Genomic DNA, 17,318 nt, shown 5'->3' with positions numbered 1-17,318 from the left:
TTTATCCCCCAAAGATTCTGCCTATTAACCAGATAATGAGTGCAAGTACAAGAATTACGACAATTGCACCAGTCCAAAGACCTGCTTTAAAAATACCTTTTACCAGCTCACAGCTCATAAGTGTAGTAGAAAGGAAGGCAATGATTGCTAATGGAAAATATCTTCTCGTTGTCATAGGTTGATGATTTGATGTTATCAATTAACAAACGACAATGACAATGGTTTGAGATACTATTTTCCGTTTACTTTAAGTAGCTCAATTTCAAATATTAAAGTGCTGTAAGGAGGGATATCTGCACCTGCGCCACGCTCACCATAAGCAAGATTGTAAGGGATGAAGAATTTGTATTTTGAACCAACCTGCATCAATTGAACACCTTCTGTCCAGCCAGCTATTACACCATTTAAAGGAAGTGAAAGGGGCTCATTTCTATCGTAAGAGCTGTCGAACTGTTTGCCATTAAGCAAAGTTCCTCTATAGTTTACCAATACGGTATCCGTAGCTTTAGGTCTGATTCCAGTCCCTTTGGTCATAACCAGGTACTGCAGTCCACTAGCTGTTGCCTGTACGCCTTGTTGTGTTTTGTTTCGCTCTAAAAATACTTTGCCTTCAGCGATTGCAGGGGCGTGTTTTTGTTTGCTAACCACTTTAAATAAGTTATTGATCGCAGTTTGAGATTGGTCTTTAGCGATAAGCGGAGTTTTGTTTGCGAAAGCATCTTTTAATCCTTTAATCAGCAAGTCGTAATTCAGGTTATTTAGCCCGTCGTTTTTCATGCTGGTAGCCATGGTATTACCAAAGGCATAACTGGCCGAATCTAAAGTCGTTTTAAGTACAACAGCAGGTGTAGCTTTTTTTACTACAGTAGTCACCTTTTTTTTTACTGCTGTTGGTTTTTTTGTTTGAGCATCTACCGCAAGGGTGCAAAATGGTAGCATAAGCGTAATAATAGTCTTCTTCATTAGTTCTATTTGTTGTGGTTGAAAGGTACAAACTTTATAAAAAAATAAGCACCTTTTTGGGGTGCTTATTTTATGTTGTTCGTCATGCCAGCTAAGGCCGGTATCTCGCATTGTTATTTCTCTTCGAGGTCCTGACCTGTGTCAGGATGACGTGATTGTTGTTGTCTTAGAAACGCTCAGCAGCAGTAAAGAAGAAATCTCCTTCAATTGCAGCATTCTCATCAGAATCAGAACCGTGAACCGCGTTAGCGTCGATAGATTTAGCATATTTCTGACGGATAGTACCTTCAGCAGCTTCAGCTGGGTTAGTAGCACCGATTAATTTTCTGAAATCTTCGATTGCATTGTCTTTCTCAAGGATAGCAGCAACGATAGGTCCTGAAGACATGAAGCTTACTAAGTCAGCATAAAAAGGACGTGCAGCGTGAACTTCATAAAATTTACCAGCAGTTTCTGGAGTTAATTGAGTGTATTTCAATGCAATGATTTTGAAACCAGCAGCAGTAATATCGTTGATTATAGCACCAATATGGCCATTAGCAACAGCATCCGGCTTAATCATGGTAAAAGTTCTGTTTGTAGTCATTTTGTATAATTTTTTTGCAAAATTACGTTTTATACTGATAAAATTAAAGTGTTCTTTCCGCTCCCTTAAAAATATAGCTGCGAGGCTAAAATATTATAGGCTTCAATTATCATTAAATTACTAGCTTTGCAACGAATATTATGCTATCTATTTCAGAATTAAAATCTTTGCTGGCAACGCCGCAAAAAATTGTCATAACAACCCACCATAAACCTGATGGTGATGCAATGGGTTCATCTTTGGGGCTGTACGCTTACCTGATTCAAAAAGGACATCATGTTAAGGTAATCGCTCCGACCGACTACCCTTATTTCTTGCACTGGTTACCAAATAATGCGGATGTAATTATTTACACGGAAGAACAAGAACGTTCGGCAAAGCTGGTTGAAGAGGCTGCAATTGTTTTTTGTCTTGATTTTAATGCACTTGGAAGGATCAATGAACTGGGTGAACTGGTAAGGGCGTCAGGTGCGTATAAGGTTATGATTGATCATCACCTGGATCCGGAAGATTTTGATGACTATCGCCATTGGAGTATTCATGCCTGTGCTGCGGCGCAATTGGTTTATGATTTTATTGTAAACGAATTAGAGGATGGAGTAATGCTGAATAAAGATATCGCAACTTGTCTGTATACCGGAATTATGACAGATTCGGGTTCTTTCCGTTTTAGATCTGCCGACGCTACGGTATACCGCATCGCTGCCGATTTGATCGATCTTGGTGCAGAACACTGGAGAATTCATGAGTTGGTATACGATAATGCCACAGAAAACCGTTTACGTTTCTTAGGTCACTGTTTAAGCAATAAGCTGGTTGTATTGAGAGAGTTTAATACAGCGATTATTCCGGTAACCAAAGAAGAGTTGAAAACTTACAACATCGTAACTGGTGATACAGAGGGCATAGTAAATTATGCATTGTCAATTAATGGTGTTAAATTGGCCGCGTTTATTATTGAAAGAACTGATAAAGTTAAATTATCTTTGCGCTCCACGGGAGAATTTCCTGCGAATGAAATCTGCAAAAGATATTTTAACGGAGGAGGACATAGAAATGCTGCCGGCGGGTATTCCGATAAGAATTTAGCGGATACTGTGCAGGATTTTAAAGCGCTTTTAACGGAGTATAAAGATCAGTTGTTGAGATAAGGTCGAATCCTTATAAACAGAATAGAAAATAAAATAAAAAAATAACTTAAAAAACCACATGAAGAAAGGTCTAGTAATTCTTTTCGCCGCTACACTTGGGTTAGCAGCTTGTAACAACTACAAAAAAGGTCCGGGAGGCCTGTCATATATCATCCATAAGGATGCTGGAGGCGCAAAAATTAAAGAAGGTGATATCGTTAAATTGAACTTTATTCAGAAATCTGAAAAAGATTCTGTGATGTTCAACACATGGGATATGGATCAGCCTCAGGTATTCCCTGTTGCTAAGAAAGTTTATGCTGGTGACATGAATGATGTTTTGACATTGTTTGGAGAAGGTGATAGTGCTACATTCAAATTGGATTTAGATACTATGGCTGCGCGTTCTGGTCAGCCAAAACCTCCGGGCACAAAAGATAAATACATCGTATTTACTGTTAAAATTGAAAAAGTATTAGCTAAAGGTGCTAATGAAGCAGATTCTACTTTCCAGAATAAGGCTAGAACATTCTTTGAGAATGATTACAAAGCAAGCATCGAGAAAAAGAAAGGTGCTGAAGCTGGTAAAATCAAAAAATATATTGCTGATAACAACTTGAAAACGACTACAACTGCTTCAGGCTTGCAATATGTGATTTCTAAACCGGGTGATGCTGTAAAACCAGCTTTAGGTGATACGATGATGGTTAACTACACAGGTAAATTAACGACTAAAAAATCTGACGGTAAAGATAATATCTTCGATACCAGTGATGAGAAAATTGCTAAAGAATCAGGTAAACACAATGCAATGGCTCAATATGGTCCACGTCCAATCACTTTAGGAAGAGCAATTCCAGGATTTGACGAAGGTTTACAATTGATCGGTAAAGGTGGAAAAATCACCTTAATTATCCCTTCAAACTTAGCTTATGGCGAAGGTGGTATGCCTCAAGGTGGTATCAGTCCTTTCTCTCCGCTTGTATTTGAAGTTGAGTTAAGTGACATTAAAAAACCAGCTGTTGCGCCAGTAGCTGCTCCAGGTGCAACGATTTCACCTATTACCCCTGCTCCGGCAAAATAATAAGTAATATTCCCTTATCAGGGGTAGCAATAAAATACGAACCCGGTTTGCATATGCAGACCGGGTTTTTTATTTGTCAAGCTACGCGGGATTTTATTAACTTCGCCAATGCTTTTAACAGACACCCATACACATCTGTATTACGAAACAGATGAGGAGAAGCTAGATCAGCTTATGCAGCGTTGTTTCGATAATCAAATTGAACGCCTGTTTCTACCTAATGTCGATGTGGCTTCTATCGCAAAAATTGAAGTCCTGGTAAAGAAATATCCTAAAAATTGTTTTGCAATGATCGGTTTGCATCCTTGTGATGTAAAGGAAAACTATGAAGAGGTTTTAGATGAAATCTGTCAGAGTATGGTCGACAGGGATTTTTATGCTATTGGGGAGATCGGCATAGATCTTCACTGGGATAAAAGTACGCTCCCTTTTCAACAAGCGGCCTTCCGTGAGCAGATTAAATGGGCAAAGGATCTTGATCTGCCTATTGTGATTCATTGCAGGGAAGCCTTTGATGAGATCTTCGAGATACTTGAAGAAGAGAAGGGGAAAGATTTGAGAGGTATTTTACATTGCTTTACCGGAAATCTTGAACAGGCCAATAAAGCTATTGAACTGGGTTTCTTTTTAGGTATTGGTGGTGTGGTTACCTATAAAAAGGCAGGCCTGGATGAAGTTTTGAAGCATGTGCCATTGGCCAAGCTGGTACTGGAAACGGATTCTCCATATCTGGCACCGGTTCCTCATAGAGGCAAGCCGAATGAAAGTAGCTACCTTGTGCATATCGCACAAAAACTAGCTGAAATATATGAAACTAGCGTAGAGGAAATCGCGGCTGTAACCACCGCAAATTCCATCAGCATTTTTAAAATCTAATAATGACCAAGATACTCATCATATACACGGGCGGAACTATAGGTATGGTAAATGATACCGATACCGGCACGCTGATCCCTTTTAATTTTAAACAGATTCAACAAAATGTGCCTGAGCTGGCAAGATTGAATTACGAGCTTGAAGTACATTCTTTTGATCCGATCATGGATTCATCGAATATGCATCCGGATATTTGGGCAGAGTTGGCTAAACTCATTTTTACGAGATATGATGAATTTGATGGTTTCGTGATCCTTCACGGTTCAGATACAATGGCTTATACGGCTTCGGCGTTGAGCTTTATGTTGCAGAATCTGAGCAAGCCTGTGATTCTTACCGGTTCGCAGTTGCCTATTGGCGAGATCAGAACGGATGCAAAAGAGAATCTGATTACAGCGCTCGAAATTGCAGCGATGAAAGAGAAGGGGAAAGCAAAGGTGCCTGAAGTTTGCATCTATTTCGACTCCCAGCTGTTTCGCGGCAACCGCTCTATTAAATACAATTCGGAGAAGTTTGAGGCCTTCCGCTCTCCAAACTATCCAATACTTGCAGAAGCGGGAGTACACCTGACCTTTTTTAATAATTATATATTGCCTCAGCCTGAAAAGGAATTGCAGGTGCTTTTAGATTTTAATTCTAACATTGGTGTGTTGAAAATGTACCCGGGTATTTCTAAGCTGGCGGTAATGGCTATTACTCATTCAGCAGTTGACGCTATTGTTTTAGAAACCTTTGGTTCTGGAAATACCACAACTGCCGATTGGTTTATCGATTGTTTGCAGGAGGCCATTAATAACGGTAAATTAATAGTTGATATTTCTCAGTGCCAGCGTGGATCTGTAGAGTTAGGTAAATATGAAACAAGTAAAAAGTTGCAACAAATGGGGGTTGTAAGTGGTTACGATATGACTTTCGAAGCTACGGTTACGAAGTTGATGTACCTGATGGCACAAGGGCATAACAATGGTGAGGTTGTTAAGTTGATGGAGCAATCGCTTAGAGGAGAATTAACCGCTTAAGGTAAAACTTCGGCGTTTGTTTTTTGCACAAGGATTATAATTTTAAATTTGAGCTTTAATAGAGAAAGTAATGAAGATAGAGCAAATATATACGGGGTGTTTAGCAGAGGCTGCTTATTATATAGAAAGTAATGGGGAGGCTGCAATTATTGATCCTTTGCGTGAGGTAGAGCCTTATTTGAAAAAAGCAAAGAAGGATAATGCTGTAATTAAGTATATTTTTGAGACACATTTTCATGCCGATTTTGTTTCGGGGCATGTTGATCTTGCTGAGAAATCAGGTGCTGCAATTGTTTATGGCCCTACAGCCAAAACTACTTTCAAATCGCATATTGCTGCGGATGGAGAGCAGTTTAAAATCGGTGAGCTGACCATCACCGTGTTGCATACACCAGGGCATACACCTGAATCAACGACTTATTTATTGACTGATAAAAACGGGAAGGCACATTGTATTTTTACAGGTGATACCCTGTTTATTGGTGATGTAGGCAGGCCGGATCTGGCACAGCAGGGAGACCTGACGATGGAAGATATGGCGGCGACTTTATACGATTCACTACAAAATAAGATATTAACGCTTCCTGATGATGTGCTGGTTTATCCTGCGCATGGTGCGGGTTCTGCCTGTGGCAAGAACATGAGTAAGGAGACCTTTGATACTTTGGGTCACCAGAAGGAAGTAAATTACGCGCTTAAGGCTACGTCGAAAGCGCAGTTTATAAAAGAAGTTACGGATGGTATTTTACCTCCACCACAATATTTTGCTAAAAATGCGGCCATGAATAAAAATGGTTACGAAAGTTTTGATGAGGTGACAGAAAAAGGTTTAAAGCCTTTGGCACCTCAGGAATTTGAAGCTATGGCAAACTTAACAGGTGCATTAATTCTGGATACAAGAGATCCGCAGGTGTTTGCTAAGGGATTTGTTCCATCTGCTGTAAATATTGGCTTAAACGGACAGTTTGCCCCTTGGGTAGGTGCGCTGGTTACAGATATGAAACAACCTTTGTTGTTGATCGTTGAAGAGGGTAAAGAAGAAGAAGCCATTACACGTCTGGCAAGAGTAGGGTACGATAATACTATCGGTTATCTTGCAGGTGGCGTTGCTGCATGGCAGGAAGCCGGAAAGGATGTTGATACCATTAAATCTATATCATCTGAAGAATTTGAACGTATCGTAAACGAGGATTCAGCCATCAATGTACTTGATGTAAGAAAACCTGGTGAATATGAATCAGAGCATTTAGAAATGACGATGACCCGTCCCTTGGATTATATCAATGAGTGGACCAACGAAATTGATCATGACAATACTTATTATATTCATTGTGCCGGTGGTTATCGCTCTATGGTAGCCGCTTCTATTCTTAAAGCAAGAGGAGTTGAGCATGTTGTGGATATTGCCGGTGGTTATGGTGCAATTAAAGGGACAGGTTTAAAACGTACAGACTTTGCCTGTCCATCTAAAGCCATGAAAGCCTAAAAAGATGCCGGGAATAAATCAGATAAAACTACCCATAGCAGCAGATATTGATGCTTTTGAAGAAAAGTTCAAGGCATCGATGCATAGTGATGCACCGTTGCTGGACAGGATCACCCATTATATTGTTAAACGTAAGGGGAAGCAAATCAGGCCAATGTTCGTTTTTTTTGCTGCAAAACTTTGTGGTGGAATCATCGAATCTACGCACAGAGGGGCGGCGTTAGTAGAACTGTTGCATACTGCTACACTTGTTCATGATGATGTGGTGGATAATGCTTATGAACGAAGAGGCTTTTTTTCTATCAATGCTTTATGGAAAAATAAGATTGCTGTTTTGGTAGGCGATTATCTGCTGGCTAAAGGTTTATTGCTATCTGTAAATAATTCTGAATTCCGTTTATTGCAAATTGTTTCTGAAGCGGTGAAGCAGATGAGTGAGGGAGAGTTGCTTCAAATAGAAAAAGTGAGGAGGATGGATATTAGTGAGGAGCTATATTTTGATGTTATCAGACAAAAGACCGCTTCTCTTATTGCATCCTGCTGTGCCTGTGGAGCTGCATCTGCCGGTGCGGATGAAGAAACTGTAGAGAAGATGCGTTTGTTTGGTGAAAAGGTTGGGATAGCTTTCCAGATTAAGGATGATACCTTCGATTTTGGTACTGACGATGTGGGCAAGCCTTTAGGGATAGATATTAAAGAGAAAAAAGTAACACTTCCACTAATCTATGCCCTAAACCGTGCAGAAAAATCTGAGAAAAAGAGAATCATCAACCTGGTAAAGAATCATCAGGAGGAGCCGGCAAAGATACAGGAGATCATCGATTTTGTGAACGCCAAGAATGGTGTACATTACGCTAACGAGAAAATGATCCAGTATCAGCAGGAAGCTTTTGATATTTTGCACAGCTTTGAACCCGGTGAAGCCAGAACAGGGCTTGAACAGCTAGTGCGTTATACTACTGAAAGGAAAAAGTAAAACGGGGGATAAAGCTTAAATTATCGAAACTTTAATCCCCAGGCTTTCCAATCCTTTCTTGATTTGATCAGAAATACCACTATCGGTAATGATGTGATCAACTTCTTCAATTCCACATATTCTTCCAAAACCACGTTTCCCGAATTTAGTAGAATCGGCCAGGACGATTATTTTCTGAGAGGACGAGATCATCTGTCTGTTGAGCTGGGCTTCAGAAGCACTGGTGGTTGTTAATCCGAATTCAAGATCAATCCCATCAACACCCAGGTATAATTTACTACAGAAAACGTTGCCTAGTACATTGTCTGAATAAGGCCCGGCAACAGAGGATGAGCTTTTTCTCAATAAACCACCTAGTTGAATAACTTCGATATCATTATGGTGGACAAGCTCAAGTGCTACATTTAAGGCAGAGGTGATCACTGTTAAAGTGCCTTTAGGCTTAATGCAACGGGCCATTGCCAGTACTGTTGTTCCGGAAGCAATGATGATGGAGTCATTGTCCTCGATCAATCCTGCAGCCAGCGCGCCAATCCTCATCTTTTCAGCCGACTGTAAATGTTCCTTCTCATTTACCGGTTTATCTACTGTGTATGGGTTGTTTAATGTAGCTCCGCCGTGAGTTCTGTATAGAAGATTTTTATCTTCAAGTAGTTTCAGGTCCTTCCGAATTGTAACAGACGAAACCTGTAGCTCTTTGCATAGTGATTGTACATCTATAGAACCTTCTGTTTGAACTTTATTTAAAATGTATTGATGTCTTTCTGCTATGTTGATCATTTGGTTAGGTATAAATGCGGCAGTAATATAGAGAGACGTTTTTTCGGTTCTGGAATCAACTGCTCAGCAAACTTAAGCCTAAAAAATAAAATCACCAATTAGTTTTTTATAATAAGTATCTTTTTTTAGTTTCGTTTAGTTATATTTGGTTTCACAAACGAAAGTTTGTGAAATATTAGAGTTTAAAATTGAAAAGAAACGAAATGGTGTTTAGACGCGAATCATTCATAGAGCAAGTAGAAGTACAGGAAAATTGGGATGTCATTATTATTGGAGGCGGAGCAACTGGCTTAGGTACAGCTGTGGATGCCGCAAGTAGAGGGTATAAGACGTTATTGTTGGAGCAATCTGATTTTGCAAAGGGAACTTCCAGTCGTAGTACCAAGCTGGTGCATGGCGGAGTTCGTTATCTGGCACAAGGTGATGTCGCATTGGTTTATGAAGCCTTGCATGAACGTGGACTTTTATTGAAAAATGCACCACACCTGGTTAAAGACCAGGATTTTATTATTCCTGTCTATTCCTGGTTGTCGAAATATAAATACCTGATTGGTTTAACACTTTATGATTTATTGGCAGGGAAGAGTGGTTTTAAGAAGTCTATGTTCTTGTCGGCTGAAAAGGTGTTGAAGGCAATTCCGGGATTAAAACCTGATGGGTTGATTGGCGGAGTAAGTTATAGTGATGGTCAGTTTGATGATGCCAGGCTGGCTCTGAATCTTGCGCAGACTGCTGCTGAATATGGAGGTGTGTTGCTAAACTATACGAAGGTTACCGGATTAACCAAAGAAGGTGGGAATGTAAATGGCGTAAGTTTTACGGATACCGAAACGAATAAAAACTATACGTTAAAAGCGAAAGTAGTGATTAATGCTACAGGTGTTTTTGTAGATGATATTTTAAAAATGGATGTTCCTACAGGGAAAGCTATTGTACGCCCAAGTCAGGGTGCGCACGTAGTGCTTGATGCTTCTTTTTTAAAGGGGGATAGCGCACTAATGATTCCTAAGACTTCTGACGGAAGGGTTTTATTTGCCGTGCCATGGCATGGTAAGGTATTAGTAGGGACAACCGATACGCCATTGGATGAGCATAGTTTGGAGCCGAAACCATTGGATGAAGAAATTGAATTTATATTAACCACAGCGGGTAAATACCTCACCAGAGAACCTTCAAGAAAGGATGTGCTTGCGGCCTTTGCTGGTTTAAGGCCTCTGGCTGCTCCTGGTAAGGATACAAACAGTACGAAAGAAATTTCAAGAAGTCATAAGCTGATTATTAGTACTTCGGGGTTAATTACTATAACAGGAGGTAAGTGGACTACCTACCGTAGGATGGCGATGGACGTAGTGGATAAGGCTATTGAGTTGGGAAAACTGGCTGCAAAGAAGTGTATTACACAAGATGTTAAAATACATGGGTATGTTGCTGAAATGCAGGGAGGTAACCTGGGCTTGTATGGTGCTGATGCAGCGGGCATTCGTGCTTTAATGAAAGCGGATCCGAAAATGAGTGAAGCATTGCATGCTGATTTTAAATATGTGAAAGCAGAAGTAGTTTGGATGGTACGGAATGAGATGGCGCGTACGATAGAGGATGTACTTTCCCGAAGGATGCGTTTGTTGTTCCTGGATGCAAAAGGTGCTTTGGTGCTTGCTCCGGCTGTAGCTCGTGTTATGGCAGAGGAACTTGGTAAGGATGAACGATGGATAAACGATCAGATTGATGCGTTTGCTACACTGGTAAAACAGTATTTGTTGTATACGCCGGAGACTGGAAGTGGTGACGGAACTTATGTAAAGGCGACCGCCTAACTTAATCAATACTTAACATTAATTTAAAACTGTAACCTTGATATTTGCAGCAAATTGAAAAAAGCGAAATGAAACGAAATGTTGCAAAACAAAAAAGAACTAACCAAATAATTAAATAGCATTATGATTAGAAACTTTACAAACTACATGCAATTTAAGAAACCATCACGATATCTAGCTTTTGCCTGTGCGGTGGTTTTTATGCAATTGCCGCAAGTGCTTCTGGCTGAAACGGGGCCGGTGCCCGTTTATCTGGCGAGACAAGAGACTGTTACCGTAAAAGGGACGGTTAAGGATGGTGGTGATGGACAAGGGATACCTGGTGTTACCATTTCTGACAGTCAAAGGAAAGTTTTGGGTGTAACTGATGTAAATGGTTCGTTTACTGTGAAAGCGGTAAAGGGAACTGAGCTTTCTTTTAATATGATTGGTTACACTACTGCTAAACGTATGGTTACCGGGGCAACCAATACGATGACGGTTACGTTGAACAGTTCAAGTTCTAATCTTAATGAGGTTGTAGTAACGGCCTTAGGTATTAAACGTGAGCAGAAATCTTTGGGTTTTGCTACAACCACGGTTGACAGTACGCAGTTAACTAATGCGATTTCCAGTAACTGGACCGATGCTTTGTCGGGAAAAGTTGCAGGTTTAAATATGGTGAAGAATGATGGCCCGGCTGGATCCAATAAAATTATTTTACGTGGAGAGAATAACCTTACAGGTGATAACGAAGCGCTAATTGTAATCGATGGTGTGGTGGCCTCTAGTAGCTCTAAGCGTACTGCTGCTACTGGTGGTGGCGTGTATGGTACATCTGGCGATATTATGCCTGCTGATTTCGGAAGTGGAATAAGCGATTTAAACCCTGACGATATAGAGACTGTTACAGTGCTTAAAGGTCCTGCAGCATCAGCGCTGTATGGTCAAAGAGGTGCGAATGGTGCGATTATTATTACTACTAAATCTGCCACTAAGGATAGAAAAACAATGGGAATCACCTTTACTTCGAATAGTTCATGGCAAGACATAAATCGTGGACCAGACAGACAACAGGAGTTTGGTTCAGGTACTTTTGGTGTCCCTTATTTCTCATATGGTACATCTCCAGATGGATCAAGTACAAACGGGACCAGTTCTACATGGGGACCTGCATTTAGCACTGGAAGTATGTTCTATCAATACGATCCTGTAACAAAAAAGCAAGGTATTGCGCGCACGCCTTGGGTTGCTTATAAAGATCCAATAGATGCATTTTTTGTGACTGGATTCGAATCATTGAACTCAATAAGTTTAGATGGTACCTATAAGAAAGTAGGTATGCGTTTTTCTGCAAGTCATGGTAGCAATGAATGGATTGTACCAAATACAGGCTATGAAAGAACAACTGCGACCTTTAATGCAAATACTAACCTAACTAAAAAGCTAAGCTTAAATCTAAAAGCACAATATAGTAACAGACATAGTGATAACTTACCCGCTACAGGTTATGGTAATCAATCGCTGATGTACTGGTTTATGTTTGCTCAGCCAAACGTAAATGTTGATTGGTATAGAGACTATTGGACTCCTGGTAAGGAATATCAGCAATTTATTAACCTTACAACTACTAACCCGGAAAGTCCGTACGCTATTTCAGAGCAATATATAAATGCTCAAAGAAGAAATGGGATTTTAGGTAATCTTCAGGCGAATTACAAATTTACGAAAGCCTTAAGTTTAATGGCTCGGGCGTCGATAGATTTAAACGACGAGATTCGTGAAACTCGTCGCCCTTGGGATGCATCCGGAAATAAATTTGCGCATGGTTCTTATCGTGAATCTGATATGCATTCTTATGAGATTAATGCTGATTTCTTGTTAAAATACGACAAGAAAATCAACAAAGATTTGCATGTGACTGCAAATTTTGGTGGGAGTCAGATGCGCAACGAATATGGCAGGATGGAAACTCGTGCAGACGGTTTGATAATTCCTAATGACTACAGACTGGAGAATAATGAAAACCCGTTGATTTATGTTCCAGATACGGCAAGATATAGAATCAATAGTTTGTATGCTTCAGCATCATTTGCCTATAAAAACTTTTTATACTTAGATATTACCGGTCGCCAGGATTGGAATAGTACTTTGGCAACATTAACAGGTACAGAAAATGTAGGATTTTTCTATCCATCAGCTAGTTTAGCTTTTGTAGCATCTGATTATTGGAAGCTTCCAAAAGCATTTAGCTTTGCTAAATTAAGAGGTTCAATAGCACAGGTAGGTAGTGGAAGTAATGTTCCATATAGAACGGCATATTATTATTTGAAAGCAGCGGATGGAATTTATCCGGATACTTCAATGAACAATCCAAGAGCATTGCCTAATTATGATTTGAAACCACTTAAAACAACCACAGTTGAATTGGGGTTAGAATTAAAAATGTTTAAAAATCGTTTAGGCTTAGACCTTGCGGTGTATTCAGGTAATACCAAAAACCAGATTTTAAATAGAATTGTAGATAAATCTACTGGGTACAATGTACAGGTGGTTAACATCGGTAGGGTAGATAATAGAGGTATTGAGGTAGCGCTTAATGGTACACCATTACAAAGCAAAAACTTCAAATGGACAACTTTTGCTACTTTCTCTGCCAATAAAAATGTGATTAAAGAATTGGCAGATAGTTCTGTGGTACTTCGTACAGGAGCATTGGGGGGTGGCCAGGTTGTGGCAAATGTTGGTGGTAGCATGGGCGATTTATATGGAAGAGGTTACCTACGCTCACCAGATGGTCAGATCGTGTTTAATCCAGAGACAGGTGTGGCTTTAGAAAATCCTGACTTATTATATCTTGGTAATACCATGCCTGATATGAGGTTTAGTCTTGGTACAGGAGTTAGCTACAAACAATTTAACATGAATGTTTTATTTGATGCTCAGGTTGGAGGAGTTGGTCATTCACTTACTTTCTCAAGAATGGCGTCTTTGGGTAAGCATGCAGTTACATTACCAGGAAGATATAATGGTGTAATTGGAGATGGTGTTTTACAGAACCCTGATGGTAGTTTCCGTAAAAATGATGTAATCGCTACTGACCTTGCTGCTTTTTATGAATCGGTTTATGGAAGTGGGCAAGCTGAAGGAAGTATTTTTAGGACAGACTATATTAAATTCAGAGAAGCTAGTATTGGTTACGCTCTTGATAAAAGGATGTTGAAAAAAATAGGCGTTTTTAATAAGGCAAGCATAAGTGTTTATGGACGTGACCTGTTCATCTGGTCGCCATGGCCAGCATTCGACCCTGAGTTCGGTACATTGGCAGGTTCGGATATTGTTCAAGGATTTGAGACAGGCCAATTGCCATCTACCAGAACATTTGGTGTACGTTTAGTTGTGGGCCTTTAATTTATAGAATTATGAAAAAGATTAAAAATACTATAGTATATACACTCTTATCGGTTTTGGGTTTATCAACCCTTTCCTGTACAAAAGATTTCACCACGGTAAATATTGATCCTATTGGTGAGAGAGAGGTAGAGGCCCGCAGATTGCTACAGCCTGCTCTAGTGAATGTTTTATATGCTAATATGATTCGTAACTGGAATTTCAATAATCAATTGATGCAGGTTTCAGTAGAAATTAGTGATGCAGAAGGTAAAATCTTTCGCTATGATGTGAGAAGAACCTGGGCTGATTATACCTGGAATGCCTGGTATACAAATATGACAGATCTTAAAGACATCTATACTGTTGCAAGTAAACCTGAAAGCTTTAATAAATCTTATCAGGGGATATCGTTGATTACTCAAACATGGGTATCTTCATTATTAACAGATACTTACGGTGATGTTCCTTATTCTGAGGCAAACATGGGGAAAACCGGTAATATGCAACCTGTGTTTGATAAACAACAAGATATCTATGCAGATATGTTTAAAAAACTGGAAGAAGCAAATGACTTATTAAAAGAAGGTACTGCCATAGAAGCCGCAAGTGATCCAGTTTATAAGGGGGATATCTCAAAATGGAGAAGATTTGGTAATTCACTTTATTTAAGGTTATTACTTCGTGCTTCTGGAAAAGCAGAAGTTGCAAGCACAGTCATTGCAAAGATTAAAGAGATTGTAGATACTAATCCTGCTGAATATCCAATTATAGAAAATAATACACAGACTGCTAAAATTTTATGGAACGGAACCAATAGCAGTACAGCTGTTTATTCTTCTCCATATATGATAGGTATACGTGCGGTTGATTTCAGGAATATGCCTATTTGTGATTTCTTCCTGGGTAAATTGGTTTCATGGGAAGATCCAAGAGTAGATCCGGCATTGGGTATTAAGGGGGTATCGCGCTTTGGCATTGATAAAGGAATTGATGGATATGTAGGCGTGCCAAGCGGTTATGAACCGGGTACTGGTGTGATCATACAAGCGCATTTTAATTCAGATGCAGAAACGGATAAATTCACTTTACAAACGGATCCCAACACAGGTATCATTATGAACAGTGCAGAGGTGAGCTTTATACTAGCGGAGGCAGCTGCAAAAGGATGGATCAATGGTTCTGCTGAGAATTACTATTATAAAGGTATGGTTGATGCGATCACTTATTGGATGCCGACACAATATACAGGTCCAACAGATGCTAAATTTGTTAAATACATCACTGATGGGGTAAATCTAAAATGGAATCCTGCTCTACCATTGGAGGATCTATCAGGAGGAAATAGTAAAATGGAAATGATACATATTCAAAAGTATTATGCTATGTTCCTGGTTGACTTTCAACAGTGGTTTGAATATAGACGTACTGGCCATCCTTTTTTACCAAGAGGAGCTGGCTTAGGGGATCGTAAAATGCCGGCAAGGTTAAATTACCCGCTTGTAACGCAATCGACAAATCCAACCAATTATAAGAAGGCTGTAGCGACTCAAGGTGCAGATGATATCAATACATTGGTGTGGTGGCAAAAACCCTAATTCTTAATATTTAGAAAAATAGTCATGAGAAAGATATTAAATAAACATATACTGATAATAGGGGCATTTGTAGTTGCACTGGCTGCATGTAAAAGGGATAGTGATTATATGATCGTTACGCCCAGTCCATTTATTTCCAATTTGGATTTAAAAAAGCTTTATAAAGGTGCTGATGTTACCCTGACTAAAGAATTAACCAGGGAGGCAATAAGTGTACAAGGTCAGGTTACTTCTGATCATTCTGGCCATAATTTACCTGAAGGTTTATTGTTTATCCAGAATTTAAGACAAGTATCTAGTGGGATCGACTCATTAAGGGGGATTGCAATAAACGTAGGTGCAGCAGCAGCCAATTATGTCCCAGGAGATTCTGTACAGATAAAAATAGAAGGTGGTGTACTAAGGCGTGTAAACGGAATTTTGCAAATTACGGGAGTTTCTGCTACTGATATAGTAAAGGTAAAGTCTGGTGTAAAATTATTATATATGCCAGTTTCAGCTATCACTTTGCTTGCTAAACCTGATAATTTCGAAGGATGCTTAGTAAAGATCAACAATTGTAATTTCGAACCAAATATTGGCGTTGAAACACTTGAAGGAGTGAAAACCCTGAATGAGGGTTCAGGAGATATGCAAATGCATGTAAATGCTACAGCAAATTTTAAAAATGAACTATTGCCTTATTCTGCTAATGTGACTGGATTATTAATCCCTTCTTCAACAGGTGGTGTTCCACAGATTTGGCCACGAATAAAGGAAGATTTTGAAGCAACAAGTATCGTTGTTGATCCGTCAATTCCATTAGGACCGCATCCCGCAATTATAACTGGTTACCTGGCTGATCCGACTAGTACAGATGGCAACTATGAGTACATACAATTCATGGCTACTCAGGATTTGGATTTCAGACAAAAGAATTTTAGTGTGTATACAACTAATAATGCTGGAACTTCTACTCCTACTGGTTTTCCACTTGCTGGCTGGAATACTGGTGATTTACGTACTTATAAATTTGTAATTACCCGTGGTACTGTAGCAAAAGGAAAATTCTTTTATGTAGGTGGTTATAAACAAATAAATGGTATAGGATCAAGAGATATTAGTCAGACCAATTGGGTAGTAAGTAAGCTATATGCTAGTAACGGGGGAGACGATGGAATTGGTACTAAAACAAGTAATTTACTTGGTAACTCTGGGAATCCCGCCGGTATTGCAATCTTCCCTTTTACCAACGTTGAATTAAAGTCAGTGCCATCAGATGTAATATTCTACGGAGGTGCTGGAGGATCCATGTATGGGAATGGTGTCGGATACTCTATTTGCAGCAACGATTTTTACAACTTAAAAGATGGTAATACTGATCAACCATTTTTCAGACAAGGTAAAAACACGGCTATACTTCAGCTTCCGGGGATCAATGCTTTCAGTTATCTTGGAGGTGTGTATGATGCTAAGGCTAAGAAATGGATAACTAAGCGGGCCCATAATTCTGTTGCACTTGGTACAACTTCGCCTTTGACTCTAATTGAAGAGCCATTAGAAAATAAACCAGCAATGACAAAACTTATAAATTAATATTTTCCATTAAACAGGAGCTATCATTGATAGCTCCTGTTTAATAAAGGGGGCATTGACGA

The 17,318-nt window shown here is 39.5% G+C and carries 14 protein-coding genes; 10 read left to right on the top strand and 4 right to left on the bottom strand.

The window, feature by feature from the left end:
* Nucleotide 1: 1 nt before the first annotated feature.
* The 3 genes from B9A18_RS25295 to B9A18_RS04990 all read right to left on the bottom strand — a co-directional run bounded on the left by B9A18_RS25295 (nt 2) and on the right by B9A18_RS04990 (nt 1,549).
* Nucleotides 2–175 (bottom strand): hypothetical protein, encoded by a 174-nt coding sequence (locus B9A18_RS25295; protein ID WP_200816312.1) that lies wholly within the window; start codon nt 173–175, stop codon nt 2–4.
* 56 nt (nt 176–231) lie between these two features.
* Nucleotides 232–963, bottom strand: a complete 732-nt coding sequence (locus tag B9A18_RS04995) for a BamJ family beta-barrel-assembly machinery protein (RefSeq protein WP_084287674.1) — start codon at nt 961–963, stop codon at nt 232–234.
* A 166-nt stretch (nt 964–1,129) separates the two neighbouring features.
* Nucleotides 1,130–1,549 carry a nucleoside-diphosphate kinase gene (locus tag B9A18_RS04990; RefSeq protein ID WP_084287671.1) on the bottom strand — a complete coding sequence of 140 codons (420 nt, stop codon included), beginning with the start codon at nt 1,547–1,549 and terminating at the stop codon, nt 1,130–1,132.
* A 140-nt stretch (nt 1,550–1,689) separates the two neighbouring features.
* Here B9A18_RS04990 and B9A18_RS04985 point away from each other — a divergent pair, with 140 nt between their 5' ends.
* The 6 genes from B9A18_RS04985 to B9A18_RS04960 all read left to right on the top strand — a co-directional run bounded on the left by B9A18_RS04985 (nt 1,690) and on the right by B9A18_RS04960 (nt 8,120).
* On the top strand, nt 1,690–2,700 hold the full coding sequence (locus B9A18_RS04985; protein ID WP_084287668.1) for a DHH family phosphoesterase: 1,011 nt from the start codon (nt 1,690–1,692) through the stop codon (nt 2,698–2,700).
* Between the two features lie 58 nt (nt 2,701–2,758).
* Complete coding sequence (locus B9A18_RS04980; RefSeq protein ID WP_084287665.1) at nt 2,759–3,763, top strand: FKBP-type peptidyl-prolyl cis-trans isomerase; 1,005 nt, start codon at nt 2,759–2,761, stop codon at nt 3,761–3,763.
* A 108-nt stretch (nt 3,764–3,871) separates the two neighbouring features.
* Nucleotides 3,872–4,639 carry a TatD family hydrolase gene (locus B9A18_RS04975; RefSeq protein WP_084287662.1) on the top strand — a complete coding sequence of 256 codons (768 nt, stop codon included), beginning with the start codon at nt 3,872–3,874 and terminating at the stop codon, nt 4,637–4,639.
* Between the two features lie 2 nt (nt 4,640–4,641).
* Nucleotides 4,642–5,658 (top strand): asparaginase, encoded by a 1,017-nt coding sequence (locus B9A18_RS04970; RefSeq protein ID WP_084287659.1) that lies wholly within the window; start codon nt 4,642–4,644, stop codon nt 5,656–5,658.
* A 70-nt stretch (nt 5,659–5,728) separates the two neighbouring features.
* Entirely contained in the window at nt 5,729–7,144 is a 1,416-nt protein-coding gene (locus B9A18_RS04965) for an MBL fold metallo-hydrolase (protein WP_084287656.1), read from the top strand.
* A 4-nt stretch (nt 7,145–7,148) separates the two neighbouring features.
* Complete coding sequence (locus B9A18_RS04960) at nt 7,149–8,120, top strand: polyprenyl synthetase family protein (RefSeq protein ID WP_084287653.1); 972 nt, start codon at nt 7,149–7,151, stop codon at nt 8,118–8,120.
* 15 nt (nt 8,121–8,135) lie between these two features.
* Here B9A18_RS04960 and B9A18_RS04955 read toward each other — a convergent pair whose 3' ends face one another.
* Complete coding sequence (locus B9A18_RS04955) at nt 8,136–8,900, bottom strand: DeoR/GlpR family DNA-binding transcription regulator (RefSeq protein WP_084287651.1); 765 nt, start codon at nt 8,898–8,900, stop codon at nt 8,136–8,138.
* Between the two features lie 203 nt (nt 8,901–9,103).
* On the opposite strand from B9A18_RS04955, the gene B9A18_RS04950 reads away from it, so the two are divergent.
* From B9A18_RS04950 to B9A18_RS04935, 4 genes are all read left to right on the top strand, one after another.
* The gene (locus tag B9A18_RS04950; protein WP_084287648.1) at nt 9,104–10,714 is read left to right on the top strand and encodes a glycerol-3-phosphate dehydrogenase/oxidase; all 1,611 of its coding nucleotides are present in this window, start codon (nt 9,104–9,106) and stop codon (nt 10,712–10,714) included.
* A 123-nt stretch (nt 10,715–10,837) separates the two neighbouring features.
* Complete coding sequence (locus tag B9A18_RS04945) at nt 10,838–14,104, top strand: SusC/RagA family TonB-linked outer membrane protein (RefSeq protein WP_084287646.1); 3,267 nt, start codon at nt 10,838–10,840, stop codon at nt 14,102–14,104.
* An 11-nt stretch (nt 14,105–14,115) separates the two neighbouring features.
* A complete protein-coding gene (locus B9A18_RS04940; protein WP_084287643.1) occupies nt 14,116–15,681 on the top strand; it encodes a SusD/RagB family nutrient-binding outer membrane lipoprotein in 1,566 nt (521 codons plus the stop codon).
* A 24-nt stretch (nt 15,682–15,705) separates the two neighbouring features.
* Complete coding sequence (locus B9A18_RS04935; RefSeq protein ID WP_084287640.1) at nt 15,706–17,256, top strand: DUF5689 domain-containing protein; 1,551 nt, start codon at nt 15,706–15,708, stop codon at nt 17,254–17,256.
* Nucleotides 17,257–17,318 lie beyond the last annotated feature (62 nt).

Origin of the sequence: Pedobacter nyackensis, from assembly GCF_900176505.1 — a bacterium.
Classification (GTDB): domain Bacteria; phylum Bacteroidota; class Bacteroidia; order Sphingobacteriales; family Sphingobacteriaceae; genus Pedobacter; species Pedobacter nyackensis.
This window is presented reverse-complemented; position numbering and strand designations above follow the sequence as displayed.

What these genes read in the sequence shown, in the direction of transcription:
- B9A18_RS25295 (WP_200816312.1), bottom strand. Translation starts at nt 175, where the DNA reads ATGACAACGAGAAGATATTTTCCATTAGCAATCATTGCCTTCCTTTCT.
- B9A18_RS04995 (WP_084287674.1), bottom strand. Translation starts at nt 963, where the DNA reads ATGAAGAAGACTATTATTACGCTTATGCTACCATTTTGCACCCTTGCG.
- B9A18_RS04990 (WP_084287671.1), bottom strand. Translation starts at nt 1,549, where the DNA reads ATGACTACAAACAGAACTTTTACCATGATTAAGCCGGATGCTGTTGCT.
- B9A18_RS04985 (WP_084287668.1), top strand. Translation starts at nt 1,690, where the DNA reads ATGCTATCTATTTCAGAATTAAAATCTTTGCTGGCAACGCCGCAAAAA.
- B9A18_RS04980 (WP_084287665.1), top strand. Translation starts at nt 2,759, where the DNA reads ATGAAGAAAGGTCTAGTAATTCTTTTCGCCGCTACACTTGGGTTAGCA.
- B9A18_RS04975 (WP_084287662.1), top strand. Translation starts at nt 3,872, where the DNA reads ATGCTTTTAACAGACACCCATACACATCTGTATTACGAAACAGATGAG.
- B9A18_RS04970 (WP_084287659.1), top strand. Translation starts at nt 4,642, where the DNA reads ATGACCAAGATACTCATCATATACACGGGCGGAACTATAGGTATGGTA.
- B9A18_RS04965 (WP_084287656.1), top strand. Translation starts at nt 5,729, where the DNA reads ATGAAGATAGAGCAAATATATACGGGGTGTTTAGCAGAGGCTGCTTAT.
- B9A18_RS04960 (WP_084287653.1), top strand. Translation starts at nt 7,149, where the DNA reads ATGCCGGGAATAAATCAGATAAAACTACCCATAGCAGCAGATATTGAT.
- B9A18_RS04955 (WP_084287651.1), bottom strand. Translation starts at nt 8,900, where the DNA reads ATGATCAACATAGCAGAAAGACATCAATACATTTTAAATAAAGTTCAA.
- B9A18_RS04950 (WP_084287648.1), top strand. Translation starts at nt 9,104, where the DNA reads ATGGTGTTTAGACGCGAATCATTCATAGAGCAAGTAGAAGTACAGGAA.
- B9A18_RS04945 (WP_084287646.1), top strand. Translation starts at nt 10,838, where the DNA reads ATGATTAGAAACTTTACAAACTACATGCAATTTAAGAAACCATCACGA.
- B9A18_RS04940 (WP_084287643.1), top strand. Translation starts at nt 14,116, where the DNA reads ATGAAAAAGATTAAAAATACTATAGTATATACACTCTTATCGGTTTTG.
- B9A18_RS04935 (WP_084287640.1), top strand. Translation starts at nt 15,706, where the DNA reads ATGAGAAAGATATTAAATAAACATATACTGATAATAGGGGCATTTGTA.